This window comes from Enterococcus sp., from assembly GCF_022711995.1.
In the GTDB taxonomy this organism is placed as follows: domain Bacteria; phylum Bacillota; class Bacilli; order Lactobacillales; family Enterococcaceae; genus Enterococcus_D.
Map to the genome: position 1 here is coordinate 1 of NZ_JALAHI010000139.1, position 26,442 is coordinate 26,442.

At 38.2% G+C, this 26,442-nt stretch carries 25 protein-coding genes and 1 other annotated feature; of the genes, 6 read left to right on the plus strand and 19 right to left on the minus strand.

The window, feature by feature from the left end:
- Window positions 1-122: 122 nt before the first annotated feature.
- From Q0A12_RS13680 to treR, 3 genes are read left to right on the plus strand one after another with little or no spacing between them, the layout of a single operon-like run.
- Window positions 123-2,750 carry a glycosyl hydrolase family 65 protein gene (locus tag Q0A12_RS13680; protein ID WP_291293184.1) on the plus strand — a complete coding sequence of 876 codons (2,628 nt, stop codon included), beginning with the start codon at window positions 123-125 and terminating at the stop codon, window positions 2,748-2,750.
- 14 nt (window positions 2,751-2,764) lie between these two features.
- Window positions 2,765-3,415, plus strand: coding sequence for a beta-phosphoglucomutase (gene pgmB / locus Q0A12_RS13685; protein WP_291293185.1), 651 nt, complete (start codon window positions 2,765-2,767; stop codon window positions 3,413-3,415).
- Window positions 3,416-3,468: 53 nt separating this feature from the next.
- Window positions 3,469-4,185 (plus strand): trehalose operon repressor, encoded by a 717-nt coding sequence (treR, locus tag Q0A12_RS13690; RefSeq protein WP_291293186.1) that lies wholly within the window; start codon window positions 3,469-3,471, stop codon window positions 4,183-4,185.
- A 93-nt stretch (window positions 4,186-4,278) separates the two neighbouring features.
- Here treR and rny read toward each other — a convergent pair whose 3' ends face one another.
- From rny to Q0A12_RS13725, 7 genes are all read right to left on the minus strand, one after another.
- Complete coding sequence (rny, locus tag Q0A12_RS13695) at window positions 4,279-5,853, minus strand: ribonuclease Y (RefSeq protein ID WP_291293187.1); 1,575 nt, start codon at window positions 5,851-5,853, stop codon at window positions 4,279-4,281.
- Between the two features lie 249 nt (window positions 5,854-6,102).
- Window positions 6,103-7,149 (minus strand): recombinase RecA, encoded by a 1,047-nt coding sequence (gene recA / locus Q0A12_RS13700; RefSeq protein ID WP_291293188.1) that lies wholly within the window; start codon window positions 7,147-7,149, stop codon window positions 6,103-6,105.
- 103 nt (window positions 7,150-7,252) lie between these two features.
- Window positions 7,253-8,491 carry a competence/damage-inducible protein A gene (locus tag Q0A12_RS13705; protein ID WP_291293189.1) on the minus strand — a complete coding sequence of 413 codons (1,239 nt, stop codon included), beginning with the start codon at window positions 8,489-8,491 and terminating at the stop codon, window positions 7,253-7,255.
- A gap of 84 nt (window positions 8,492-8,575) precedes the next feature.
- Window positions 8,576-9,157 carry a CDP-diacylglycerol--glycerol-3-phosphate 3-phosphatidyltransferase gene (gene pgsA, locus Q0A12_RS13710; RefSeq protein ID WP_291293190.1) on the minus strand — a complete coding sequence of 194 codons (582 nt, stop codon included), beginning with the start codon at window positions 9,155-9,157 and terminating at the stop codon, window positions 8,576-8,578.
- Between the two features lie 110 nt (window positions 9,158-9,267).
- Window positions 9,268-10,173 carry a RodZ domain-containing protein gene (locus Q0A12_RS13715; RefSeq protein ID WP_291293191.1) on the minus strand — a complete coding sequence of 302 codons (906 nt, stop codon included), beginning with the start codon at window positions 10,171-10,173 and terminating at the stop codon, window positions 9,268-9,270.
- Window positions 10,174-10,506: 333 nt separating this feature from the next.
- Entirely contained in the window at window positions 10,507-11,805 is a 1,299-nt protein-coding gene (locus Q0A12_RS13720) for a pitrilysin family protein (RefSeq protein WP_291293192.1), read from the minus strand.
- On the minus strand, window positions 11,798-13,066 hold the full coding sequence (locus Q0A12_RS13725; RefSeq protein WP_291293193.1) for a pitrilysin family protein: 1,269 nt from the start codon (window positions 13,064-13,066) through the stop codon (window positions 11,798-11,800). Before Q0A12_RS13725 ends, Q0A12_RS13720 begins: the two co-directional genes overlap by 8 nt.
- A gap of 149 nt (window positions 13,067-13,215) precedes the next feature.
- Here Q0A12_RS13725 and mscL point away from each other — a divergent pair, with 149 nt between their 5' ends.
- Window positions 13,216-13,656: a large conductance mechanosensitive channel protein MscL gene (mscL, locus tag Q0A12_RS13730; RefSeq protein WP_291293194.1), complete on the plus strand. Its 441-nt coding sequence runs from the start codon at window positions 13,216-13,218 to the stop codon at window positions 13,654-13,656.
- Between the two features lie 129 nt (window positions 13,657-13,785).
- Here the strand turns inward: mscL and Q0A12_RS13735 are convergent, their stop codons facing one another.
- The 12 genes from Q0A12_RS13735 to Q0A12_RS13790 form a co-directional block, all read right to left on the minus strand.
- Window positions 13,786-14,223 carry a GNAT family N-acetyltransferase gene (locus tag Q0A12_RS13735; RefSeq protein ID WP_291293195.1) on the minus strand — a complete coding sequence of 146 codons (438 nt, stop codon included), beginning with the start codon at window positions 14,221-14,223 and terminating at the stop codon, window positions 13,786-13,788.
- 72 nt (window positions 14,224-14,295) lie between these two features.
- Entirely contained in the window at window positions 14,296-14,541 is a 246-nt protein-coding gene (locus tag Q0A12_RS13740; protein WP_003128972.1) for a Veg family protein, read from the minus strand.
- Between the two features lie 87 nt (window positions 14,542-14,628).
- Window positions 14,629-15,192, minus strand: coding sequence for a sigma-70 family RNA polymerase sigma factor (locus Q0A12_RS13745; protein ID WP_291293196.1), 564 nt, complete (start codon window positions 15,190-15,192; stop codon window positions 14,629-14,631).
- 94 nt (window positions 15,193-15,286) lie between these two features.
- Entirely contained in the window at window positions 15,287-15,805 is a 519-nt protein-coding gene (locus Q0A12_RS13750) for an NYN domain-containing protein (RefSeq protein ID WP_291293197.1), read from the minus strand.
- Window positions 15,802-16,629, minus strand: coding sequence for a 23S rRNA (guanosine(2251)-2'-O)-methyltransferase RlmB (rlmB, locus tag Q0A12_RS13755; protein WP_291293198.1), 828 nt, complete (start codon window positions 16,627-16,629; stop codon window positions 15,802-15,804). Before rlmB ends, Q0A12_RS13750 begins: the two co-directional genes overlap by 4 nt.
- Window positions 16,577-17,017, minus strand: coding sequence for a Mini-ribonuclease 3 (locus tag Q0A12_RS13760; protein ID WP_291293199.1), 441 nt, complete (start codon window positions 17,015-17,017; stop codon window positions 16,577-16,579). Before Q0A12_RS13760 ends, rlmB begins: the two co-directional genes overlap by 53 nt.
- Window positions 17,014-18,423, minus strand: coding sequence for a cysteine--tRNA ligase (gene cysS, locus Q0A12_RS13765; RefSeq protein WP_291293200.1), 1,410 nt, complete (start codon window positions 18,421-18,423; stop codon window positions 17,014-17,016). Before cysS ends, Q0A12_RS13760 begins: the two co-directional genes overlap by 4 nt.
- Window positions 18,407-18,952, minus strand: a complete 546-nt coding sequence (gene epsC, locus Q0A12_RS13770; RefSeq protein ID WP_291293201.1) for a serine O-acetyltransferase EpsC — start codon at window positions 18,950-18,952, stop codon at window positions 18,407-18,409. The genes cysS and epsC overlap by 17 nt, the downstream gene beginning before the upstream one ends.
- A gap of 68 nt (window positions 18,953-19,020) precedes the next feature.
- Window positions 19,021-19,216 (minus strand) — a binding site (T-box leader).
- On the minus strand, window positions 19,213-20,670 hold the full coding sequence (gltX, locus tag Q0A12_RS13775) for a glutamate--tRNA ligase (RefSeq protein ID WP_291293202.1): 1,458 nt from the start codon (window positions 20,668-20,670) through the stop codon (window positions 19,213-19,215). Its footprint overlaps the feature before it by 4 nt.
- Before the next feature lie 178 nt (window positions 20,671-20,848).
- Window positions 20,849-21,976: a PIN/TRAM domain-containing protein gene (locus tag Q0A12_RS13780; protein ID WP_291293203.1), complete on the minus strand. Its 1,128-nt coding sequence runs from the start codon at window positions 21,974-21,976 to the stop codon at window positions 20,849-20,851.
- A gap of 199 nt (window positions 21,977-22,175) precedes the next feature.
- Window positions 22,176-23,546, minus strand: a complete 1,371-nt coding sequence (gene radA, locus Q0A12_RS13785; RefSeq protein WP_291293204.1) for a DNA repair protein RadA — start codon at window positions 23,544-23,546, stop codon at window positions 22,176-22,178.
- A gap of 55 nt (window positions 23,547-23,601) precedes the next feature.
- On the minus strand, window positions 23,602-24,111 hold the full coding sequence (locus Q0A12_RS13790) for a dUTP diphosphatase (RefSeq protein WP_291293205.1): 510 nt from the start codon (window positions 24,109-24,111) through the stop codon (window positions 23,602-23,604).
- 210 nt (window positions 24,112-24,321) lie between these two features.
- Here Q0A12_RS13790 and proB point away from each other — a divergent pair, with 210 nt between their 5' ends.
- Together proB and Q0A12_RS13800 are read left to right on the plus strand one after the other, a co-directional pair.
- Window positions 24,322-25,131 (plus strand): glutamate 5-kinase, encoded by an 810-nt coding sequence (gene proB / locus Q0A12_RS13795; RefSeq protein WP_291293206.1) that lies wholly within the window; start codon window positions 24,322-24,324, stop codon window positions 25,129-25,131.
- Window positions 25,128-26,372 (plus strand): glutamate-5-semialdehyde dehydrogenase, encoded by a 1,245-nt coding sequence (locus Q0A12_RS13800; RefSeq protein ID WP_291293207.1) that lies wholly within the window; start codon window positions 25,128-25,130, stop codon window positions 26,370-26,372. Before proB ends, Q0A12_RS13800 begins: the two co-directional genes overlap by 4 nt.
- Window positions 26,373-26,442: the final 70 nt, after the last annotated feature.

Genomic DNA, 26,442 nt, shown 5'->3' on the forward strand with positions numbered 1-26,442 from the left:
GAAATAATCACATCTCAATTTGTATGGAAAATTTTAAAAAACATTCATATTAAATTGAAAAAGCTTACAATATAAGTTATAATCTCCTTGCATGTATAGACAAGTAAAAAGGAGAGAATACTGTGAATAAAATTGAGATTTCTAAAGATCAATGGATTTTGACTACCCCCACAGGTACTGCATTTACGTTTACAGGAACGATTAGTGAACGAATAACAGCCTTAATCAAACAGCTTGAGAAGAATCAATACGGAGGAGTACTATCTTCTTCACTCGTATTTACAAACGAAGAAGGAACCTTCTCATTAGATCAATGGTTAACCGAAAAATTAAATCGGGCTTTTGTATGCGGAACAGAAGAAACCTTTGAAGAAAAAAGTCTGGAGATCCCTTGGAAATTAGAATATTATGGTTACACCCCAGGTAAAGATGAATACTCTGTCGAATCTTTGTTAACAGTAGGAAATGGTTTTATTGGATTACGAGGTACCACGCCTGAAATGGAAATTTCTGATGCCAACTATCCAGGTCTTTATTTGGCAAGTCTCTACAATACAACTCAATCAAATGTCTCTAATCGAACAATTGAAAATGAAGATTTTGTCAATGCACCAAATCTACAGAAAATTTATTTAGTCATTGACAATGAAAAGATTGATATCGAACAAAATACCCTTGTGTCTTTCAAGCGCCAATTAGATCTAAAAACTGGCCTATTTACCGCCTTTGCGGAAATCGAGACAAAAACAAAAAAGAAATTACGAATTGAGACAGAAAAAATTGCTAATATGCAAAACAGTCACTACTATTCCATTCGTTATCGATTTACGCCACTTAATTTTTCTGGAGAAATTGAAGTAGTAAGTGAAGCCGATGGTACAGTCACTAATTATAATGTCGAACGTTATCGAAGCTTGACGAATAAACACTTAACCATTCAAAAAACTAAATTTCACAAAAATATCGCTCTGCTAATTGCTCGAACCAATCAATCAAACATCACAGTTTGGCAAGCTTCGTCCCTATTTTCTGATGATCTTCCTCTTGAAACACTAATATCAGAGAAAACTGCGGAAAAAGTCATTCAAAAATTAATAATTTTTGCTGAGAAGGACAAAACTTATTCTTTAGAAAAATCAGTTACTGTCGATAAATATCAACATGAAGAGCAAGTAGCTGCGAGCGATTTGGCTCTACTATCACTGCCTCGCTTTGAAGATATGTATACCGAATCAAAAGCTGCTTGGGATGTATTATGGGAAAAAGCTGCTATTACCATTGAAGGCGATCTAATGTCCCAAAAAATGCTGAATCTTCACACCTATCATTTGTTAGTATCAGCAGCTCCCAATGCTTATGAGCAATCGATTGACGCTAGTATTACAGCACGTGGACTACATGGAGAAGCTTATCGAGGCCACATTTTTTGGGATGAATTGTTCATCTTGCCTTTTTATATTCTTCGTTTTCCTGAGACTGCCAGAGAGATACTGCTTTACCGTTATCAACGCTTGGCTGCAGCGAAGAAGGCAGCTAAAGAGGTAGGTTATCAAGGAGCCATGTTCCCATGGCAGTCAGGGCTAGACGGAACGGAGCAATCTCAAGAACTTCATTTAAATCCAATTAGTGGTGAATGGAAGGAAGACCATAGCCGATTGCAACGTCATGTGTCCTTAGCAATCGCCTATAATGTATGGCAATATTGGCACAATGTTCGCGACCGCTCATTTATGGAGCAATATGGCTTAGAATTGATTTTAGAGATTGCCCATTTCTGGCAAAGTGCAGCTATTTTAGATTTTGATACTGGGCGTTACTCGATCGAAGGAGTAATGGGACCTGATGAATTTCATGAAAGTTATCCTGATAGTACAAAAGGCGGCTTGAAAAATAATGCATATACCAATATGATGGTAGTATGGTTATTTGAGGAAGTGGAAAAATTACGCACCCAAATTTCTCCAGAAATCTTCCAAAATGTAGCTGTTAAGGTTGGTCTTTCAGAAGAAAATTTTGCTCAAATGTCCGAAATTCGCAAAAATCTATGTTTGGAAATCAATCCCGAAGGAATTATTGCTCAGTTTGAAGGGTATTTCGATTTAAAAGACTTAGATTGGGATCACTACAAAGAAAAATATGGAAACATTTATCGTATGGACCGTATCTTAAATGCTGAAGGAAAAAGCGCAGATGCTTATAAAGTAGCCAAACAAGCGGATAGTCTAATGATTTTCTACAATTTCTCAGCCACGCAAGTACAGCAAATTTTAGATGATCTTGCCTATCGCTTACCTGACGACTATGTAGAAAAAAATTTACATTACTATCTAGACAGAACTTCCCATGGATCCACCCTCTCTCGAGTTGTACATGCCCAATTAGCTGCAATGGTGGATCAGCAAGACCTTGCTTGGTCTTTATATCAAGAGGCGCTCTATTCAGATTACCGAGATATACAAGGTGGCACCACTGCCGAAGGAATCCATGCTGGTGTAATGGCGGCAACTCTTTACATTCCATTAACAACATTTGCTGGAATTGATTTTCGTGAAGATGTCATGCGTATTAATCCAAATCTGCCTAAACAATGGCAAGCTATTCAATTTGCTATTCAAGTCAGAGGCGTTAATTATCATTTTAATGTTACACATGAAACATTGACAGTTTCAGCTGACCAAAATACAAGGATTATTCTTTCCGGCGCTACTCATGAATTAGAAGCCAATAAAGAACAATCTATCAACTATTAAAGGAGCGTACCATTATGAAAAAAGGATTTGTTTTTGATTTAGATGGTGTAATTACAGACACAGCCAAATATCACTACATCGCTTGGAAAGAACTTGCTGCTGAAATTGGTATTGAAATCGACTTGAAATTCAATGAACAATTGAAAGGGATTAGTCGGATGGATTCCTTAGAGCGTATCTTAACTTTGGGAAACAAAAATGATGCGTATAGCTTAGAAGAAAAAGAAGCGTTAGCAAGCAAAAAAAATACTCACTATGTTCAATTACTTCAAAGTCTAACTCCGGATGATCTTCTTCCTGGTGTCAAAACCTTTCTAGATGAAGCAAAACAAAAAGGAATTCCTTGTGCCATCGCATCGGCTTCTAAGAATGCCCCTTTTATTTTAGATAAATTAGGGGTTATGCAAGATTTTGACATAATCATCGACCCAGCTACTCTTTCTAAAGGCAAACCCGATCCAGAAATCTTTGTTCAAGCAGCAAAGGGGTTAGCGATTAAACCTAGTGATGCGGTTGGTTTTGAAGATGCTCAAGCAGGAATTGATGGTATTAAAGCTGCTGGTATGTATGCCGTTGGTGTTTATTCGGGTGAAGAATTGCACGGTGCAGATACAATCGTCGAAAAACTAACGGATATTTCGATTGATGAATTATTAGCTAAATAGCCGATTGCTTTTCAAAAATGCCCTCGCTATAATAGGCAAGAGGAGGCAATCCCATGAATAAATTCAAAGAGATATTTTTGGATCTTGAACAAAAGATCCTATCAAACGAATATCCACCGCACTCGCTTTTACCGAGTGAAAACCAATTGATAAAAATGTACAATGTGTCTCGCGAAACTGTTCGAAAAGCGTTGAACCTTTTGAAGGATGCCGGTTACATTCAAAAAAAACAAGGAAAAGGATCGATTGTATTAGATTTAAATCGCTTTGATTTTCCTATCTCTGGTCTAACCAGTTTTAAAGAATTACAAGATACTCAACGCATTCCTAGTGAAACAACAGTGGTCGAAATTCGGAAGATTGCAGTTTCACCGAAACTGCATGGTATTACTGATTGGCCGGTTGCTTCGGAAGCTTGGAAATTGATACGCCAAAGAAAGATCGATGGTGAAGTCGTCATTCTGGATAAAGACTATTTAGACGCCTCGATTATTGAAGAATTGCCTAAGCATCGCGCACAAGTTTCAATCTATGATTATTTTGAGAATGATCTTGGTTTGGAAATTGCTTACGCACAAAAAGAAATCACCGTAGATCCAGTCAATAAAGAATTAAGAGATTTAATGGATCTTCATCCTGAAGATCAACATGTCGTCACAGTACGTAGTTTGGTTTATCTTGAAGATACTCGTTGTTTTGAGTACACTGAATCCATTCACCGCTTAGACAAGTTTCGATTTGTAGATTTTGCTCGTAGAAGAAAAATCTAGTGTTCTATCTAGGATTATCCAGTATCTCGGTATCCTGCGCTAATTTATTTGAAAAAGAAGCCCCCCGATTTTTGAATTGGGGGGCTTCTTTGGCTATTTCGCGTAATCAGTTGCTCGCGTTTCACGAATAACTGTCACTTTAATATGTCCTGGATAATCAAGATCATCTTCAATTTTCTTACGAATATCACGTACTAAACGCACCGCATCTAAATCGGAGATTTCTTCAGGTTTAACCATAACGCGGACTTCTCTTCCTGCTTGAACCGCAAAACTAGAATCCACACCTTTAAATCCATTTGCAATGTTTTCTAAGTTTTGTAATCGACGAATATAATTTTCTAGAGACTCACTACGTGCACCTGGTCTAGCGGCGGATAAAGCATCTGCTGCAGCTACCAAAACAGAGATAACAGAAGTGGCTTCTACATCTCCATGGTGGGAGGCAATTGCATTAATGACTACAGAATTTTCTTTATATTTGGCAGCAAGTTCGGCACCAATCTCGACGTGGGATCCTTCAATTTCATGATCAAGTGCTTTCCCAATATCATGAAGAAGTCCGGCCCGTTTTGCTAACTGAATATCTTCACCTAGTTCAGCAGCCAGAATACCAGAAAGTTTTGCCACCTCGATTGAATGATTCAATACATTTTGACCATAGCTGGTTCTAAAGCGTAAACGTCCTAATATCTTGATCAAATCAGGATGTAGGGTATGTGCACCAACTTCAAAGGCTGCTTGTTCTCCATATTCACGGATATGTTCATCCATTTCTTTACGAGACTTCTCAACCATCTCTTCAATACGCGCAGGATGGATTCGTCCATCTTGAATCAGTTTTTCTAATGTCATTCGCGCAATTTCTCGACGAATTGGGTCAAATCCCGATAGAACAACTGCTTCTGGAGTATCATCAATAATCAAATCAATACCAGTCAATGTTTCTAATGTCCGAATATTACGTCCTTCTCGCCCAATAATTCGACCTTTCATCTCATCATTTGGCAATGACACAACAGATACCGTTGTTTCTGATACTTGGTCTGCAGCACAACGTTGAATCGCTAACGACAATAAGTTTTTCGCTTTACGATCTGCTTCTTCTTTTGCTCGTTGTTCTGATTCTTTTACCATAATCGTTAATTCATGATTCAACTCTTCTTCTGTTGATTTCATGATTAACTCTTTGGCATCCTCTCTAGACAAAGCTGCAATGCGCTCTAATTCTTGTTGTTGTCCATCGATTAGTTTTTCTACTTCTTTTTCTCGCTCGTCAATTAATTGTTGTTTCTCACTAAGTCTGTTTTCTTTTTCTTCCAGTGAGCGCTCTCGTTTTTCCAAAGAATCATCTTTGCGATCAAGTACTTGTTCTCTTTGGAGCAAGCGATTTTCTTGTGATTTTAAATCAAGTTTGCTTTCTTTCAACTCACTTTCAATCTCTGACCGATAACGCTGATTTTCTTCCTTAGCTTCTAACAATGCTTCTTTTTTTAGAGTTTCTGCTTCTTTCTTAGCGCTTTCGATAATTCCAGTTGCAGAATTTTTTGCACCATTGATCTCTTTTTCATGGCGAGATTTGGTGACAAAAACTCCTAATCCAAGACCGACAATTAAACCGATGATAGCGAGGAGAATGTAAAGTTGTTCCAATGAATCCACCTCCATACTATCTTTTTACAATATTTTGTAGTTTTGATAAACAAATTAAAATAAATTATCAAGTTGCCTACTGCTATGTGGAAACCCACATAAGTTTATTCTAATGTTTGTGTACAAGAGTGTCAACTTTAAATCCTGTGCATACCAACCCCTATATGTTTCGTTTTAACGTGCAATTTTTATAAGAAACCATGTTTTTTCGCACAAAAAAGCCAAACAACAAAATGTTTGGCCTTGTGAAATCGATAAAAGTTCTTATTCGTCTAATGGTAGTTCTTCTTGCGCCTCTTCTGTTTCTACAACGGTTTCTCCTGTTCCAATACCGTATGCATCACGAACGCGAGCTGAAACTTCCATCATCATTTCTTGATGCTCACGCATATAGTTCTTTGCGTTTTCACGCCCTTGACCAATGCGATCACCTTTATAGGCATACCAAGCACCGCTTTTATCAACGATATCTTGTTCTACTGCCATATCAAGTAGTTCTCCCTCTTGAGAGATTCCTAGTCCATACATCATATCAACTTCGGCAACTTTGAAAGGTGGCGCTACTTTATTTTTTACAACTTTTATTTTGGTACGATTTCCGATAATATCAGTTCCGGATTTTAACTGTTCTGCACGACGAACTTCTAAACGGATCGTTGAATAGAACTTAAGTGCACGTCCCCCAGGAGTTGTTTCAGGATTTCCGAACATAATCCCAACTTTTTCACGAATTTGATTGATGAAGATCGCAATCGTCTTGGTCTTATTGATTGATCCAGATAATTTACGCAATGCTTGGGACATTAACCGTGCTTGTAACCCAACGTGGGTATCCCCCATTTCACCATCGATCTCTGCTCGTGGTACTAAAGCCGCCACTGAGTCGATAACAACGATATCAACAGCTCCACTTGATACTAAGGCATCAGCGATTTCGAGGCCTTGTTCACCTGTATCCGGCTGAGATAACAACAAATCATCAATATTCACGCCTAATTTTTGCGCGTATTGAGGATCTAGAGCATGTTCAGCATCAATAAAGGCTGCTGTTCCGCCACCTTTTTGAACTTCAGCGATTGCGTGTAAAGCAACTGTCGTTTTACCAGAACTTTCTGGTCCATATACTTCAACAATACGTCCACGTGGGTAACCACCTACACCTAAAGCAACATCCAAAGCCAATGAACCACTTGGAATCGTCGAAATTTGTTGATCGACTTTCTCACCAAGTTTCATAATGGCCCCTTTACCATAGTTCTTTTCAATTTTTTTCAGTGCAGCATCTAAAGCTGCTTTACGATCATCTGCCAAACGGATAATCCTCCTTATTCTCATCACTTTCGTGTGTCAATTACTAAATTAATAATAGTCCTTCTTTTATAAAAATGCAAGAAAAAACGAACAAACATTCGCATTACCTTAATAATTCCTTACGTAATAGGTCTAATCCTGCCATCACGGTACTATGACGAATGTATGCTCGGTCTCTGGTGAAATGATAGCATTTGCTTTTTACACCTTCATCAGTTGCTAATGCAATCCAGACCGTCCCTGGCCGTTGGTTTTCAAGCTTTTCAGGGCCGGCAACTCCTGTAAAAGAAAGTGCATAATCGGTTTTTTCTTTGTCTCTTGCAGCGAGCGCCATCGCTTCTGCGCATTCCTTGCTGACAGTTCCATAAGTCGTCAACAAATCTTCGTTGATGCCTAACATCTTGCTTTTTGTTTCTTTGGAATACGTAACATATCCGCCAGAAAATATACGAGATACGCCTGCGATATCTCCTAAAGTTGCTTGAAAGAGCCCCGCTGTCAAGCTCTCTGCTGCTGTCACAGTCTTTCTCTTTTCTTTCAGCAAATCAACAACTACTTGGGCCAATGATGTATGTTCCCCATAGCCATAAAAGTATTCACCCACTCTTGCTTGGATTTTTTGTTCTAATTCATCTAATTGGGCTTGTCCCTCCAATTCATCAGCCGTTTTCACCGTTAAGCGTAAGGTAACTTCATTCGGTTTAGCATAGGGAGCTACCGTAGGATTGGTTTGAGAGTCAATGAGATCTGCAAGCTCAGTCACTAACGCAGATTCTCCGATCCCATAGTATCGCAAAACTCGAGAAATCAACTGCTCTTCTGAAGGAAACTCTTTTTGTAAAATAGGACGCGCCTGATGAACAAACATTGGTTTCAGTTCGCTTGGCGGTCCAGGTAAAAGGAGATATGCTGCTGTTGCTGTCCGGTAGAAGATACCGATGGCTAAACCCGTTGCATTGGGTAACGCTGTACCTTCTTTAAATACCAACGTCTGTCTCAAATTGTTCTCTGTCATAAAACGCTGACCATTTTTGAAAAAGGTCAACATTTGCTCATAACCTGCTTCATCACGAACTAGTTCTTGTCCCACATGCTCTGCGACAATTTGCTTGGTTAAATCGTCTTCTGTAGGTCCGAGTCCGCCACAAAAGACAATCAAGTCACTGCGGTTCTCCGCAAGTGTTACTAATTCCTCTAAACGTTGTGGGTTATCTCCTACAACACTATGGTAGTATACTTCGATTCCAAGACTAGCTAATTCTTCCGATAAGAAAGTTGCATTGGTATTCACCACCTGTCCCAAAAGTAATTCGGTTCCTACTGCAATAATCTCTGCCTTCATGTCATTACTCCTTCATTTATCAACTACGCTATAATTGATTTTTTTTACAAAAAAAGTTCAGAATTTCTCTGAACTTTTTAGAAATTACATTGAGCCTTTAAAAACACTCGCATTTTTTATGAAATAATCGATTCCGGAATAAATTGTAAAGATCAAACATAAGTACAACATGATTTGATCAAATGGAATCCCTATGAGTGAGAAAGGAAGGTTGTTAATAAACAAGAAAATGATGGCAACCATTTGAGTCGCTGTCTTGATTTTCCCGGGCCAAGCAGCTGCAAGGACTTCTCCATTATGCTCAACCAGCAACAGTCGCAAACCAGTGACTGCTAATTCGCGACAAATAATGATAGATACTACCCAAGCTGGCGCTTTATCCAATTCGACTAACATTATAAATGCAGTCATCACTAGCATTTTATCCGCTAATGGATCTGCAAACTTCCCAAAGTTGGTCACCAATCCTCTGGAACGAGCAATTTTTCCATCTAGCCAATCCGTAATACTTGCAACAGCAAATAATATGGCTGCTATCAGATGCGTTGTGAGTAAGTCGGCGCCTCCAACGTTTAATGTTCCTAAATCGATTGGTAACGCCAAAACTAAAATAAATATAGGAATCATTATGATACGTAGTACTGTTAATTGATTAGGTAAATTCACAAAATATACTCCTCTCTGACAAATATTGTACGAAAAAAACGGAAATCATGCTACTACAACACTTGCCGTAGGAACAATGTTATGTTTCTAATAACTAGTGATTCGTTTAATTAGTTCGTTTCTTGATACTCAATCGCCAAATGCACATTTTTTTGTAGCAATTTATACTGAGGATCATCAAAATCTATTTTTTGACCATTTGCTTTAATTTGGATATTTTGACTTGCACCAAGAACGATAGTCGCATTTGTAGCATTTTCTGGTAATGTCGTTGATTGGACCTCACCAGCTTGTAACGTATACTGATAAACATAAGCATGATTCACAAGAATACCTACCCAACATGAAGCATCTAGTCCTGTTAATTCTAATTTGATTGGGTCAGTTGCATCTTTAATTGAAATAGTGATGTCTGATTGAGAAGACTCCCCTTTGGTCATAGTCATTTCTTTTTCACTAGATGCAGTACTGCTTGAAGATTGCGTTTCTGACTCGCTGGTTTCTTTACTTTCTTTTGATTCACTCGTGCTTGTGCTAGACGAGTAAGCTGAATTCTCAACAACTGGAGTTGAGCTGCCTTGAATCATTGGGGTTGAATGTCGGTCTTGCCAAGCCATATATCCAACAATACAGATAATAGTAGCTGCTACTAAACCTAATAAGATCATGGGTAAATAGCGTGACAGAAAAGAGCCATCTTTTTCTTCCACATGCATGGCTTTTCGCGATCCGCTTACGGTCTCAGGCTGAGGCCTTTTAGGCAATGGTTCAGTCAATGTATCTTTTCCGTCAAATACTGCAACTAACTTATCACCGTTTTCACCTACAGCTGCTGCATATTGGCGAATAAATGCACGAACATAAAAAGTCCCAGGCAATTGTTCAAATCGATCTGCTTCAATTGCTTCCAAATATCTTTTTTGGACTTTTGTCATTTGTTGTAACTCGTCTAATGAAATATGTTTATCTAAACGGGCTTGCCGTAATTTTGCTCCAATCGTAGTTTCGTTGGCCACTCGATCATCTACTCCAGTCTTTACTATTCATTTTATGGTAGGCAAACACTTGGATGGAAGAATCTATTTCTTTTCTCCTCTACATCCTAAGATTGCTTTATTAATGGGGTGTTTATTAAATATAACATTTTTATGTTTGATTTTTCAGCAGAAATGAAAATTTTTCGATCAGTATCAGTTAAAGAATACCATAAAAAAAATTGACTGAGGATAACATTCAAGCAAGTCGCAAACAAAATTTAATACTTTTTGATCTCATCCCTCATTTTTTCGCAAAAACAAGAGCCCTCTAGCAAAAAATGCATAGACGGCATCCTAAACTACAACAATAAATTAACTAGTTTTAGTTGGCAACAAGTAAAAACGACTGAATGCTTTCTGATCGATGAATACTTTAGCAGCAGATCGAACATCATCTAACGTAATGGAACGGATGACATCTGGCAAATCAAAGAGTGTAGTTTCGCCAAATAAGCTTTGCGTAAATTGATTAGCAATAAATTCTAATGAATTGAGAGATTGAAAATATTTTCCAAGCATTTTTTTCTTAAGCAATTCAAGATTTTCTTCGTTTATTTCAGGATCATTTTGGTAATTGAGTAAAATTTCTTCAACAGCTTGAAGCATTTTTTCAGGGGATTCAGCATCTCCAGAAAAATCTGCAAAATAAAAACTGCGATCCAGACTGACTTCGAAACCAAACGTATCATCTATTACCCCTTGATCATACAACCGTAAGTAGTTAGCAGAAGTGTTGCCTAAAAGTAGTTGGAACAATAAATTCAACGATTGTTTGTATTGTAGCAATTCCCGACCTTCTGTCGGTCGTTTTTCCATATCTCCTTTAATACCCAAGACACCTTTTGGTCGCGTAACAGGCATCCTCATGGTACTTTCTGGAATGATCTCTTCCACTGATTCTTCTGGAAATTCACGTCGAATCTCTTTTGCAACAGAAAAATCTTTAGCTTCTTGATTTTCTTTAATCCATCTCATGGTCTCTTCCGGATCAATATTTCCAACTATAAACAAAGTCATATTACTTGGATGATAGAACGTGTGATAACACAGGTAGAGGTCTTCTGCTGTAATAGCTGCTATACTTTCAATCGTTCCTGCAATATCAATATGCAATGGGTGTTTTGGATACAAATTTTTAATGATACCAAAAAATTGTTGCCAATTAGGATCATCATCGTACATTTGTATTTCTTGTCCGATGATTCCTTTCTCTTTCTCAACCGTTTCTTTCGTAAAATATGGCATCTGTACAAAATCTAAAAGAGTTTCTAAATTCCTTTTAATTTGATCTGTTGCCGAAAAAAGATAACTTGTTTTTGTGAAACTGGTAAAAGCATTGGCGGATGCTCCTTGCTGCCCAAATTTTTGAAAGACATCACCATCTTCTTTTTCAAAAAGCTTATGTTCTAAAAAATGTGCAATACCATCTGGTACAGTATGCATCGTTCCATCAACATAGCCAAAATGATTATCAATGGAGCCATAGTCTGTGCTGAACAGACCATAAGTTTTATGGAATCCTTCTTTCGGTAATAAATAAACTGTCAGTCCATTAGGTAATGTCTCCTTATATAAGACCTCATTTATTTGGTTATAATGTTTTTTATTCATGACCAGGCTCCTTATCTAAAAAGAATACAGCTTGAAGTTCGATCTTTTGAGCGATCTTCTGAACGTCTGTCACAGATACCTCTTCCAAGCGCTGTATAAACTGTTCTTCGCTCATTTCAGTATTTGGTACCCATTGATTGAGATACTCTGTTTCTATCAAAGACTGCGGGCTGTCTAGCGATAATAAAAACTGGTTTTTGAGCATGGCTTTTGTCTGTGCTAATTCAGCTTCTGTAATTTCACCTTTTTGCAAACTTTGAAGTTGTTGTTCAATTAAAGCAAAGACTTGATCTCGATTATTGCCATCAATTCCTGTTTGAACAGACAAATAACCGCGGAATGTATCCACATTACTTGAAGCATAGTATGCCAAACTCTCTTTCTCTCTCACATTCATAAATAGTTTTGAATGAGGGAAACCTCCAAATAGTCCATTAAAAACCATGAGAGAAAAACGTTCCGGTTGGTTATAATAAATTCCCGTGTGATAACCTAAGTTTAGTTTCGCTTGAGTCACAGGTTCTCGGACAATCTTCTCACGGATAACATTTTCAGTTTTTTGTTGATAAAAAACAGTGAGATCTTTCTCAGGACGATCTGCAAACGGCAGTCCCTCCATTACTTCAACTACTTGAGCTTCTTCAACATCTCCAATAACAAATATATCTACTGGATCTTCCTTTATCATCGAAGTATATGTTTCTACTAATTCTTTTGCCGTCACATCTACCAGATCTTCAGGACGACCAAAACTTGGAATTTTTTGATTACTACTTTGCGAAAAATATAATTCTTGTAAACTTAATGAAGCAAAAGCTTGTTTGTCCTCTGCGATACTTCTCATATAAGCAATTAAATTATTTTTTTCTATCAAAAAGTTCTTTGTCTCAAATTCGTTCTGAATGATATTTGGAGAAAATAGGACTTCTTTTAAAAAAGAAATTGCTTGTGCAAATAGTTTCTCATCTGCTACATACTTGCCATTAACAAATGACATCGCTACATTGACTTGATGAAGATCACCCTTTTTATTGACATTCATGCCAAAGCTTGCCCCATAAAGTGCTGCTAGCTGCGTACTAAAGGCTGTCTGAGTGGGATAACGTAAACTAGAGGTCTCTAATAAACTCGTCAATAGTGTGCGCTTCGCAATTGTTTCAGCAGCTAATTGCGAAGTAAAACGAATAAAAACGCGGATTGTTTTATATTTTTTAGTCGGTAAAATTGTAAGTCGAACATTTTTTTTTAGTTCAATTGCCATAATGCACCCCTTATTCTCTCAAGAATCATCCCTTTAATTATAGCATAATGCAGAATGTTTCCAGAAAAATTACTTAGTTTACGGGCGTATATTTTTATAAATCATCGTTTATTCGTTATACTAAGAATAAATTTAAAGGAGGCTTATTTATGATCAAAGAATTTAAAGAATTTATTTTGCGCGGAAATGTGATTGACTTGGCTGTTGGGGTTGTCATCGGTAGTGCTTTTACGGCGATTGTCACCAGCTTGGTAGAAGGGCTCTTAACACCTTTAATTACGCTTGTATTTTCACTTTTCGGCAGCGAAGATACATTTTCAGGGCTTGTTTGGGAACCTAAAAAAAATGTCGTCTTTAATTTTGGTCAAGTGATAACTGCAATTATTACATTCTTGATTACTGCTTTTGTTCTATTCTTAATCGTTAAAGCTGTGAATAAATTGCGCAATCTTCATCAAAAACCAGTTGAAGAAGAACCAGAAATTACCGCCGAAGATTATCTTCAAGAAATTCGCGACTTATTGAAAGTACAAACAGAAGCCCGTACAAATATCACAACTAATGACGTGAATCGCGATCCTTTTAACTAGATATTTCGCTAGAATGATTCGAACAATAATGGATAGCTCTTGAAATCAAAAAAGCTCTGACAAATATATGTCAGAGCAAAGAGTTATTCATGATTTGTTCGTCTTTTTTTATAAGTAATATGACTGCTTTTATTTCTCTTTTCTCATAACCACATGTAAAATTCCATCTTCATCAAAAGGATCGGAAACAGTGACAAAGCCATATTTTCCGTAAAATTTCTGCAAATGCGCTTGAGCTTCGATTTGAATAGAAGTGCCTGGATAAAAATGATCTAAGTATTTGATAATCTCTTGTAGTAATTTATCCGCATACCCTTGACCTCGAAACAAAGGATTCACTAAAACTCGACCAAAATGAACCATTTCTTCCTCATAAAATATTCGAGCATAGGAGACAATTTGTTGCTGGTCATCAAAAATACAAAGATGCTTAGCAATCAAATCAATTGCATCTACTTCTTGATAAGGGCAATCTTGCTCCACGACAAATACTTGGGTTCGTAAAGAGGCAATTTGGTGAAATTCTAATCCGGACATCTCATGCAATTCTTTTATCCTAGTAATCATTCTTTTCTCTCCTAACTAATTCAATATTTAAAAAACAAAAAAAGAGCCAACATTTTGTCAGCCCTTTTCTGATCAAACAGCTTTTGTTAAAAATTCAATCTCAACCGTTCGAGTTAGAATATCCGAATAACTATAGGAAACACGTTCGAACGAATTTTCGTTTGGATCTAAGTCCACTACAAATACAGAAGGGTATGTTTCTGTCAAAACGCCACGGCGTTCCGTTTGACGTTTACGCCCGGTTTGAGCAACTAGCATAATTTCACTGCCGATACGACCTTCTAGATCTTTTTTGATTGTTGCTAAAGTTGTTGGCATCGCATTCACCTCAAGCAATAGTATACTCTAATTTACAGAAAATTTCAAGTTTACCACAAAAGAATTATTCTTTCAATAAGATTTTCTCTAAGTGTTCATAAGAATTGCTTTCATTTTCTTTTTCCCACGATTGTAAGCGCTCTTAATTTGTTGGATTGGAAGATTCGTTTGTGCTGCGATTTGCTCAAGTTCTAATCCTTTTAAATAATTCATAATAACAATTTGTTCCAACTTTGAAAATGGAGAGTCATATTTGTTCATAGTTTCTTGAAGCATCAAGTACTTTTCTGCTTTTTCAGTCTGTTCATTTTGATCCGAAAGAAAGTTTGGTCCTTCATGAGAAATTTTTTCTTCAAGAGAAGACGAATTTAGTTGCGCCTTTCTTTTTTGCGCTTGCTGCAACCGTAACAAGCTACAGATTCGATTTTCAAATGAGCGCTTAAACAAAACCCCTAGTGTCGTTCCTCGATTCTCATCATAAGCTTGCAAACACTTGTCAAAAATAATGCGTCCTTCTTGCATCCAGTCATCTAAATCATAATCCTTGAGATAATATTTTTTGTACATTATCTCTACCACAGGGCGATACTTAAAAAACATTGCTTCGAATTCTTCTGAACTCCTAGTGACCGATTCTTTTTCTGATTTCATTTCGTTACGCTCCTTTTATGATTAATTTTTGGTACAAAAAGAGCGTAACATATTCTCGTTCATTAGTTTCTCATTTTCCAAGCCAACTTTGTCCCTAACTCAAATCATGCAGTTTTTTTTCTAATTCTGCTAATTGTTCAGGTGTCCATGGGGAGTTTCTGCGAAAATTTTCAAATTTGATATCCGTTTGATGCTGATGGATTGCTTCTTCTGTTTTTTCAATACTTTTATAGAGCTCCCGAGCAGAAGTTCGCAACGCACCTTGAGAAAAAACAACCCATTGTTCGGCCAAGTCACTTGTTGCAACTGTTACTTGTGTCAAACGGTCATTCAATTGTCCAGCGATGCGTTCAATATAGCTATCCGCAGTTTCACCCTCTTCAGTAAAGATAACTTGTAACTGGTATTTGCTGTAGCTTTGAGTAATCCCTGGAACTAACTGTGCGTCAAATACCACTATGATCTTTATCCCTTCATACTTTGAGTAATTGGATAAACGATGCAACAAAGCTTCTCTTGCATCCTCTAAACGGTCTTGTTTTTTTAATAAGACTAATTCAGGCCAGGCTCCAATCATATTATAGCCATCGACAATCAGCAGGGGCGTTTTCATTGCGGCGCCCCATTTCGACTAGTAAATGCTTGATACATTAATAAACCAGCTGCCACACTAGCATTCAAACTTTGTACATGACCAGTCATCGGAATCGTTAGCATCTCATCAACTTCTTTTTTCAATCCTTCACTCATTCCGCGTCCTTCATTGCCGATAATCAATCCAACGGCTCCTTGAGCATTCCACACACGGTAATCTGTTCCTTTCATATCTGTTCCAAAAATCCAAAAACCCGCTTGTTTTAGCTGTTGAATCGCTTGGTTCACATTAGTGACACGGGCAATCGGAATGTGTTCCACAGCTCCCGTAGATGTCTTCACCACAACAGGAGTAATTCCTACCGCACGGTGTTTTGGAATAATGATCCCATCTACACCGCTAGCGTCTGCTGTACGCAGGATTGAACCGAAGTTATGCGGATCTTCTAAGTTATCTAAGATCAAATAAAACGGCTGCTCTTTTGTCTGCGTTAATAACTCATCAAGAGAGAGATATTCATAGGGAGTGACAGCTAAAATCACCCCTTGATGGACACCTTGATTACTCATCTGATCAAGCTTTTGTTTTGGCACCCATTTGACTGGAACTGACTGAATCCTTGCTGCTTCTTTTAACCCATCGATTTTTTCTCCTCGAGCATCCTCTGCCATAAATAATTTATTTCCACGTCCTTCTTTCAACGCTTCGATCACGGCATGATAGCCAAATACAAAATTCTCATCAGCTACTTCGATGGGGTCTTCACGAAAATTTTTCCTCGTGTTCTGTTTATTCTTTGGCGTGTTTTGACGCGACGGTTTTCTTTGTTTCTTTTCTCTCATCTTCTTCCCCTACTTTCTTGATACACCACGCTACAAGCGTGTCTAAACGATCCTGTTGTTTTGTCAAATGAAGATACCCGATTAATGATTCAAAGCCTGTAGCGATGCGATAGGTGGTTATATCGGCATTTTTTGCACTAGTATGGCTTTTACTATTTCGTCCACGACGATAAAAATCATATTCTTCTTCAGTCATTATCTCTTCATCAAGCATTTTTTGGATCAATGCTGCTTGAGCTTTTGCAGATACATAGTGAGTTGCCAGATGATGAAGCTGATTAGGCCTTGTTTGTCCTTGGGCAATCAAGTGATCCCGAATGTATACTTCATAAACAGCATCCCCAATATAGGCCAAAGCTAAGCCATTTAATTGTTTATAATCTCTCATGCGTCTCTTCTCCACCGAGTACCTTGTGCTGTATCTTCCAAGATAATCCCTTTTTCTTTTAACGCATCCCGAATTTCATCACTTCGAGCAAAGTCTCTTGCTTGTCTTGCTTGAATGCGTTCTTCGATTAATTGTTCGATCTCTTCATCTAAAAGTTTCTCACCCACAAAGTAAATCCCAAAGATGGCTAGCCATTCCTTGAATTTTTCAATTGCAGCAGTCAATAATTCTACGTCGATTGATGCACTTTCACTGTAAGTGTTCAACCATTTTGCAAGTTCATATACTACTGTGATGCCATTTGCTGCATTGAAATCGTCATCCATCTCTTGTATAAAGCGCATTTCAAATTCTGCTAAGAGAGCATGATCCGTTCCTTCTTGGGATTCTTCTTTACTATTTTGCAAACGAAATTGTGCATTCTCCAAGGCTGTTCTCAATTTTTGCAGATTTGTTTCTGCCTCTTTCAATGTCGTCTCACTGTATTTGATTGGGCGCCGATATTGGGTAGTAGCCAAAAAGAAGCGCAGAACTTGCGGATCAATTTTTTGAACCATCTCATGGACGGTAACGAAATTACCCAACGATTTACTCATTTTCTCTTCTTCTTCGCCAATCGTGACATACCCATTGTGCATCCAATAATTCGCAAACGTCTTACCCGTTTTCGCTTCGCTCTGTGCAATTTCATTTTCATGATGAGGGAAAGTGAGGTCCTGTCCGCCGCCATGAATATCTATCGTTTCTCCTAAATGTTTCGTCGCCATAACTGAGCACTCGATATGCCAGCCCGGACGCCCTTGTCCCCAGGGTGAATCCCAAGCAATTTCGTTTTCCTTAGCTGCTTTCCACAAAGCAAAATCTAACGGATCTTCTTTAACTTTTTGTTCTTCACCCGTTCGTTGACTAGCACCAATCTCTAACTCATCGATCGATTGATCACTCAGCTGACCATAATGTTTGAATTTACGCGTACGATAATAAACATCATTTTTCGCTATGTATCCGTATCCTTTATCTATCAATGCTTGAATAAAGGCTATAATATCTTCAACATGATCCATCACTCGAGGATTTAGTGTAGCTGGTTGAACATTTAATGCCGCTGTATCTTCTTTGAATGCTTCGATAAAACGATTGGCTATCGCTGGAGCTGTCGTTTGCAATTCTTCTGCTGTGCGAATAATTTTATCATCAACATCAGTAAAGTTCATAACATAATCAACATCATACCCGCGGTACTCTAAATATCTGCGAATCGTGTCAAAGGATACAACACTGCGACCATTGCCGATATGGATATAATTATAAACAGTTGGTCCGCAGACATACATTTTCACCTTACCCTCTTCGATAGGTTGAAAAACCTCTTTTTCACGTGTCAGTGTATTATAAATTTTGATCATCTTGACTAACCTTCTTTCCTTTGATTCTTACAACTTTAGCCGGTATTCCTACAGCAGTCGCTCCATCAGGAATATCATTAAGAACCACCGCGCTGGCTCCGATTCTAGCATTCTCTCCTATTGTGATTGGACCAAGAATTTGTGCTTGAGCTGAAATAAATGCTCCAGTTCTAATCGTCGGATGCCGTTTTCCCTTTTCTTTGCCTGTTCCGCCTAATGTGACGCCATGAAATAATACGACGTCATCTTCAATAATAGCCGTTTCTCCAATCACGACACCCATACCATGATCGATAAAAACCCCTTCGCCGATCTGAGCACCAGGATGGATCTCAATCCCCGTTAGGAACCGCCAAAATTGAGATGTGAGTCTAGCTAGAAGAAAAAGTCTTTTTTGAAATAGAAAATGCGACCAGCGATGCCAAAATAGCGCGTGAAAGCCCGGATAGGACAATACGATTTCCAATGTTGATCGAGCAGAAGGATCATTTTTTTTCGCTGCTGCAATTGCTTTTTGAACCCAAGCCATCTTCTCACCTGCTTCTCCTATTGATTACTTAACATACAAAAAAGCGTCTTTCAAATAAGTTTCCTTATTCAAAAGACGCTCACCCACGTGGTCCCACTTTTGTTCACAGAATTTTCTGCCTTGATGCAGGTAACGTCTGCGACCGTTTTTGACTTGCGCCAAAACCACTCCTAGGTGCATTTCCTTACTTTTTTTGATCACTTTCACCACCCGTGATCTCTCTTCAAAAAAAAGGTAAGTACTTCGTCTATTCTTCGTGTTTACAATACATTATTTAAATGATCAAGTGCTTTTTCTTTACCTAGCAATTCTACTGTATCCGGTAATTCTGGCCCATGCATTTGTCCAGAGACAGCAACACGGATCGGCATAAACAAGTTTTTGCCTTTGATGCCAGTTTCTTTTTGAATTTCTTTGATCGCAGCCTTAACGGTCGGTGCGTCAACTGTAGTCATAGCAGTCAATTTTTCTTTAAAAGCATGAAGGACAGTTGGAACAGTTTCACCAGCCAAGACTTCTTTAGCCGCAGCATCCAATTCAGGATGTTCGTTAAAGAATAACTCAGAAACTTCCACAATTTGTGCAGCATAACTCATTTGTGGTTGATATAGTGAAACGATCTTTTTCAGCCAATCTCTTTTTTCTGCGGAAGGCTCTTCCTCAATACGACCTGCTTTAACTAAATACGGCAGACACATTTCTGTCAGCTGTTCTAGATCCATTTGCCGCATATAGTGGTTGTTGACCCACTCTAGTTTTTTAGCATCAAAAGCCGCTGGGGATTTGCTTAAGCGTTCCGGATCAAACATTCGGATCAGTTCTTCTTGAGAAAACAACTCGTCTTCTCCTACAGGTGACCATCCAAGAAGTGCGATAAAATTGAACATTGCTTCTGGTAAATATCCTAATTCACGATATTGTTCAATAAATTGTAAAATCGACTCATCGCGCTTACTTAATTTTTTCCCTGTTTCACTATTGATAATTAGTGTCATATGTCCAAACTGGGGTGCTTGCCAGCCAAACGCTTCATAGATCATCAACTGTTTCGGTGTGTTGGCGATATGGTCGTCCCCACGCAACACATGAGTGATTTTCATATGATGATCATCGACTGCTACTGCAAAGTTATACGTAGGCATGCCATCACGTTTTTGAATGACAAAATCCCCACCAACATTATCTGATTCAAAAACGATCTCGCCTTTTACGATATCTTGAAACTTGTACTCAGTATTTCTTGGAACCCGGAAACGAATAACTGGCTGGATGCCCTGCGCTTCTTTTTTTGCTTGTTCTTCTGGTGTCAGATTAGCGCACTTTCCGCCATAGTGAGGCATTTCACCACGTTCACGTTGTTCTTCACGCTCTGCTTCCAACTCTTCTTCCGTGCAGTAACATTTATAGGCACGATTACTTGCTAGCAATTGGTCAATCAACGGCTGATAAAGTTCTCCGCGTTCTGATTGACGGTATGGGCCATATTCTCCAGGATTTGCAGGAGATTCATCCCAATCAATGCCCAACCATGCAAGATTTTCTAACTGGCTTTTTTCACCATCTTCAATGTTTCTTTTTTGATCCGTATCCTCAATACGGATAATAAATTCGCCATCATTATGACGTGCAAATAAATAGTTAAACAATGCTGTTCGGGCATTTCCGATGTGTAAATGTCCTGTTGGACTTGGAGCATAACGTACTCGCACTTTAGTCATCTTTTTCCTCTTCCTTCATCTGATTTGCAAACAATCCTTTGTTGTTCGGTTTTTACCTTCTAAATTTAAAGGGAAAATCCCCGTTAATAAAATAGTTCGCTCAGCTAGAATTGTACAATCATTAAGCGAAATAGTAAAGGCAACTGGCATAAAATCCGCCAATTGCCCTTGATTATTACTAATTTTTTGTGTTTTCTTGATTATCTATCCCCCGACTTGAATGAGCCGGTTTGGCAAATATCATTCGTCCTGCTGCTGTTTGCAGTGCACTTGTAACAACTACTTGAATATGTTCATTCATATAGTGCTGACCGTCTTCAACAACAACCATCGTTCCGTCGTCCAAATAAGCTACACCTTGCTGTCTTTCTGTTCCAGCTTTTACAACTAATACATTCATCGTTTCTCCAGGAATCACTACTGGTTTAACGGCATTCGCAAGAGCATTGATATTCAACACAGGAACATTTTGAAATTCTGAAACTTTGTTTAAATTGTAATCATTTGTAACAACAATACCATCAAGGATTTTTGCCAATTTGATCAGTTTACTGTCAACTTCAGAAATCTCATCAAAGTCCCCTTCATACATTTCAACAGCGATACCTTCTTCTTTTTGTAAAGCATTCAAGATATCTAACCCCCGTCGCCCTCGAACCCGTTTCAAGCTATCTCCCGAATCTGCGATATATTGTAATTCATACAAAACAAAATTGGGAATCAACAGCACTCCTTCAAGAAAACCTGTCTTAGCAATGTCGTAAATCCGTCCATCGATAATGACACTTGTATCGAGAATTTTATACTTATGAAAATGATCCGCTATTTTACGATCAAGCATCTGTTGTTCTTCAACGGGTTCTGTTTTCTTATTTTTGGAAGAAAAAATTTTTTTCCACTCTTCAATTCGAGTCGTTCCAATTTGAAAGCCAAGATATCCTAATAATGCCATTACTAGAATTGGCGCGATTCCATTGATAAAAGGAATATCCCAATTATAAAAAGGAATCGATACAATAACCCCAATCATCAATCCAATAATTGATCCGATTGCCCCAAATAACAAATACGTGAGACTCAATTCACTTAATTTTTCTTCAATTTTGCGAATTCCAGCTGCAATATATTTCGCTAATAGCAAAGATAATAAAAAGAAAATAAGGGCTCCAAGCAAGCTATTAGTGATATTATTGTTCAGCCATTCATTTTTTGATTGACCAATGGTTTGCCACGCAACAGGCATCAATGAGATACCCAAGCTTGCTCCAGCAAGGACCATTAGCGCAGTAATGACTCGTTTCTGCATACACGTTCCTCCACCCTAATTTAGTATGAAGCTGAGATTGAAGGAAAGCATCTCTTTTAGAAAAAGTTGATCAAAGATTGCATCTTCTGATGCAAGTATTTCTCAATATAGATTCCAATAAAGAGCCTTCATTCTCGTTCCGATAATTTCATCTCATCTTCAAATTTATTCAATTTTTGTAGTTAGCACCTTATCAGAATTAGCGAAAAACTTTTCGCAGAGTTTCTGATAAAGTTGACACACCTTCTACTTCGATCCCTTTTGGCGGTTGCCACCCAGTAAGATTATTTTTAGGTAAATATACTTTAGTAAATCCTAATTTCTGCACTTCTTTTACCCGTTGTTCAATCGCATTAACACGCCGAATTTCACCCGTTAAACCAATCTCACCAATAAAACATTCTGTAGGGCTGGTTCCTTTTTCTTTATAACTTGAAGCTAAGCTGACTGCAATTGCTAAATCGATTGCAGGTTCATTTAATTTCACACCACCAGCTGCTTTCAAATAAGCATCTTGATTCTGTAAAAGTAATCCCGCACGTTTTTCTAGAACTGCCATAATCAATGAAACTCGATTGAAATCCAATCCAGTAGTTGTTCGTTTAGCGTTACCAAACATTGTTGGAGTCACCAAAGCTTGGATTTCCACTAGAATTGGCCGACTCCCTTCCATTGCCACAACAATAGCCGAACCAGTAGCTCCTTCTAATCGTTCTTCGAGAAACACTTGCGAGGGATTGGCGACTTCTTTCAAGCCACCTGCTTCCATCTCAAAAATTCCAATTTCATTTGTCGAACCAAATCGATTTTTGACGGCACGTAAAATACGAAAGCTATGATGTTTTTCACCCTCAAAATATAAAACGGTATCTACCATATGCTCCAGCATTCTTGGACCAGCAATCGAACCTTCTTTGGTTACATGTCCCACAATAAAAATAGCAATTCCATTGGTTTTAGCCAATTTCAGAAGTTCAGCTGTTGTTTCTCGAACCTGACTCACGCTACCTGCAACACTAGTAATATCAGGCTGTGTCATTGTTTGTATCGAGTCAATGATGACATAATCCGGTGTTAGATTTTCGATGGCTTTGCTTATCTCAGCCATATCCGTTTCCGGATATAAATAAAATTCCGTATCGATTGCCCCTAAGCGCTGGGCGCGCATTTTTATTTGCTCTGCACTTTCTTCACCCGAAACATACAATACCTTGCCCCCAATAGCTGCAAGCTGCTGCGAAACTTGTAGCAAAAGAGTTGACTTGCCGATCCCTGGGTCGCCACCAATCAAAATTAATGATCCCGGAACAACACCACCGCCCAACACTCGGTTTAGCTCTTCTAACTTGGTTTGTACGCGTGGTTCTTTCTTAGGTATAACGTCAGCAATTTTTGTTGGCTGCATTCGTTGACCTGTTAGAGTAGTTCGTACACGGCGATCTGCTGTTTCTTGAATTACTTCTTCTACCATCGAATTCCAACTACCACAATTGGGACACTTCCCTAAATATTTTGGGGAAGAATACCCGCAATTTTGGCAGACAAACTGACTCTTCGCTTTCTTAGCCATTGCAAACCTCCAATTCGCTATCTAGGATAACTGACTGTGCTTATACATCGAACAGTCACTGATCAGAGGAACCAAATCCTCCAGAGCGTGATTGATTCGTTGTATCTTGATCCGCTTTTAAAAACGGCAAGAAAATTCCTTGACCGATTCGCTCTCCTTTTTTGATGATCAAATCGCTAGGGCCAAAATTTGTAAATTGAAACATGATGTGTCCTTCATTGTCTGGATTATTGTAATAATCACTATCAATAATACCAACACCATTTGTCAGTAACAAAAAACGTTTGAGCGGATTACTCGAACGATTCGTTAATTGTAAATACTCTTCTTTTCCCATATATGATTTGATACCAGTCGGAATGAGCGTCGGTTTAATTAATTTTTGAACATCTTTAGTGGTCAATGCTTGAATGCCATTCATCAATCCTGCTTTCCATATACTAGGTATCACGATTTCTTCAGCCGCTTCAAAATCATACCCTGCCGCATGATGAGTTGCGCGTTGGGGAAGAGTTATATTTTTATCTTTATACGCTGAAACAATTTCAAATCCACGTGTTTTCATCTTTTCCTCCAATTGGTAAACTTATAGTTATTTTAGCATAGTAACGCCTATTTTCTTTAATGAAAACAAAATTATCAGAAACTCTTTATATTTTCTTCGCTTCCTTAGTCAAAAAAAGCAAGAAAATAGAAAAAGAGCATGACGAATCTCTATTTTGTTAGTACAATGGACAAAATATTAATTATGAAATTCAGAAGAGGTGGTTATAAAATGCGAGAGAAGCTAAAAAAAGCAAATCGAGTCGTTATCAAAATAGGTACAAGTTCCCTCGTTTATCCCAATGGAAATATCAACCTCTCAAGTATTGATGAACTTGCCTTTGTTTTATCCGATCTAAGGAATCAAAGAAAAGAGATTATTCTCGTTTCTTCTGGAGCTATTGGAGTGGGAATGAATAAACTAAATATTTCACAGCGTCCTGTAGAAATCCCCCAACAACAAGCAATCGCCGCTGTAGGACAAGCAGAATTAATGAATATTTACAATCATCGTTTTCAAGTCTACAATCAAAAAACTGCACAATTATTGTTGACACGAGATATTATTGAGTTTCCTCAAAGTCGACAAAATGTCTGTAACACATTGGAGCAACTCTTAACTATGGGGATCATTCCAATAATCAACGAGAATGATACCGTTGCTATAGATGAGTTGGACCATCTTACTAAATTTGGTGACAATGATCAATTATCTGCCATTGTCGCTCAGTTAGTTCATGCGGATCTACTGATTATGCTATCAGACATCGATGGCTTTTACACTGATAATCCGTTGCATAATAAAACTGCGCTACTCTATGATGAGATTACTGAGATTACACCCGGCTTAATGAAACAAGCAACTGGGAAAGGTAGTCCCTATGGAACGGGTGGTATGTCTAGTAAATTAAAAGCTGCGGATCGTATCCTCAAAACAGATACCAAAATGATCTTGGCAAATGGGAAACAGCCTAAAATTATTTTTGATATTTTAGCTGGTAAAAAGATTGGTACTTATTTTTACAAGGAGGAAACATTATGATCGACTTAATAAAAATAGGCAAACAGGCGAAAAAAAGTGCTGTTTCACTTAGTTTACTAACAGCTACTGAAAAAGATCAATTACTTTTAGCTATGGCCGAAACATTGGAAAAAAATCGTCCGCTAATTTTAACAGAAAATAAAAAAGATTTAGATACTGCCAAAAAAAATGCCTTAAAACCTTCCTTAATTGATCGCCTGGAATTAACTGAGGAACGAATCAATGAGATGGCGAATGGCATTCGAGAAGTCGTTCAGCTACCTGACCCTCTGGGAGTCGTGGATAAAATGTGGCGCAATAGTGATAACCTGTTAATTGGCAAACAACGTGTACCATTAGGCGTTATAGGAATCATTTATGAAGCAAGACCCAACGTGACAACAGATGCTGCTAGTTTATGCTTTAAGTCTGGAAATGCTGTTATTCTGCGAGGAGGAAAAGAAGCCTTCTATTCCAATCAAATTCTTGTAAAACTTTTACAAGAGACATTAAGTGCTAAAGGCTATTCGCCCTACTCTATTCAATTTGTTGATGACACCAGTCATGCCGTTGCTGAGCAAATGATGCGCTTAAACGAGTACTTGGATGTATTGATTCCACGAGGGGGTGCTAACCTCATTCGTCGTGTCAAAGAAACCGCAACCGTTCCTGTCATTGAAACAGGAACTGGCAACAATCACATCTTTATTGATAAAGATGCGCAACTTCCGATGGCTGTTGACATTGTGGTCAATGCTAAAACCCAGCGTCCTTCCGTCTGCAATGCAATCGAAACGATCCTCGTTCATAAAAATTGTGCAGCAGAATTTCTACCTTTGTTAGAAAAAGAATTGAAAAATAGCGTAGAGCTACGAGCTGACGAAAGTGCACGAAAGTATTTAATGAACGCACACCCCGCTACTGAAGAAGATTGGCAGACAGAATTTTTAGATTTTATTTTAGCCGTCAAAGTTATAGATTCCATCGACGAAGCAATTGCTCACATCAATCGCTATAACACGAAACATTCTGAAGCAATCATTACTGACAATTACTTCGCTTCCCAGAAATTTTTACAGGAGGTTGATGCCGCTGCAGTATATGTCAATGCATCTACAAGATTCACGGATGGGTTTGTTTTTGGTTTTGGAGCAGAAATTGGCATTTCTACTCAAAAATTGCATGCTAGAGGTCCGATGGGGCTCGAAGCATTAACTTCCATCAAATACATTATCTACGGAGAAGGCCAAATACGTAAATAAAAACTGCTTGACTATAGAACCTTCAATCTTTAAGTGACTTTTACTTTTGATTGAAAGGTTTCTTTTTCAA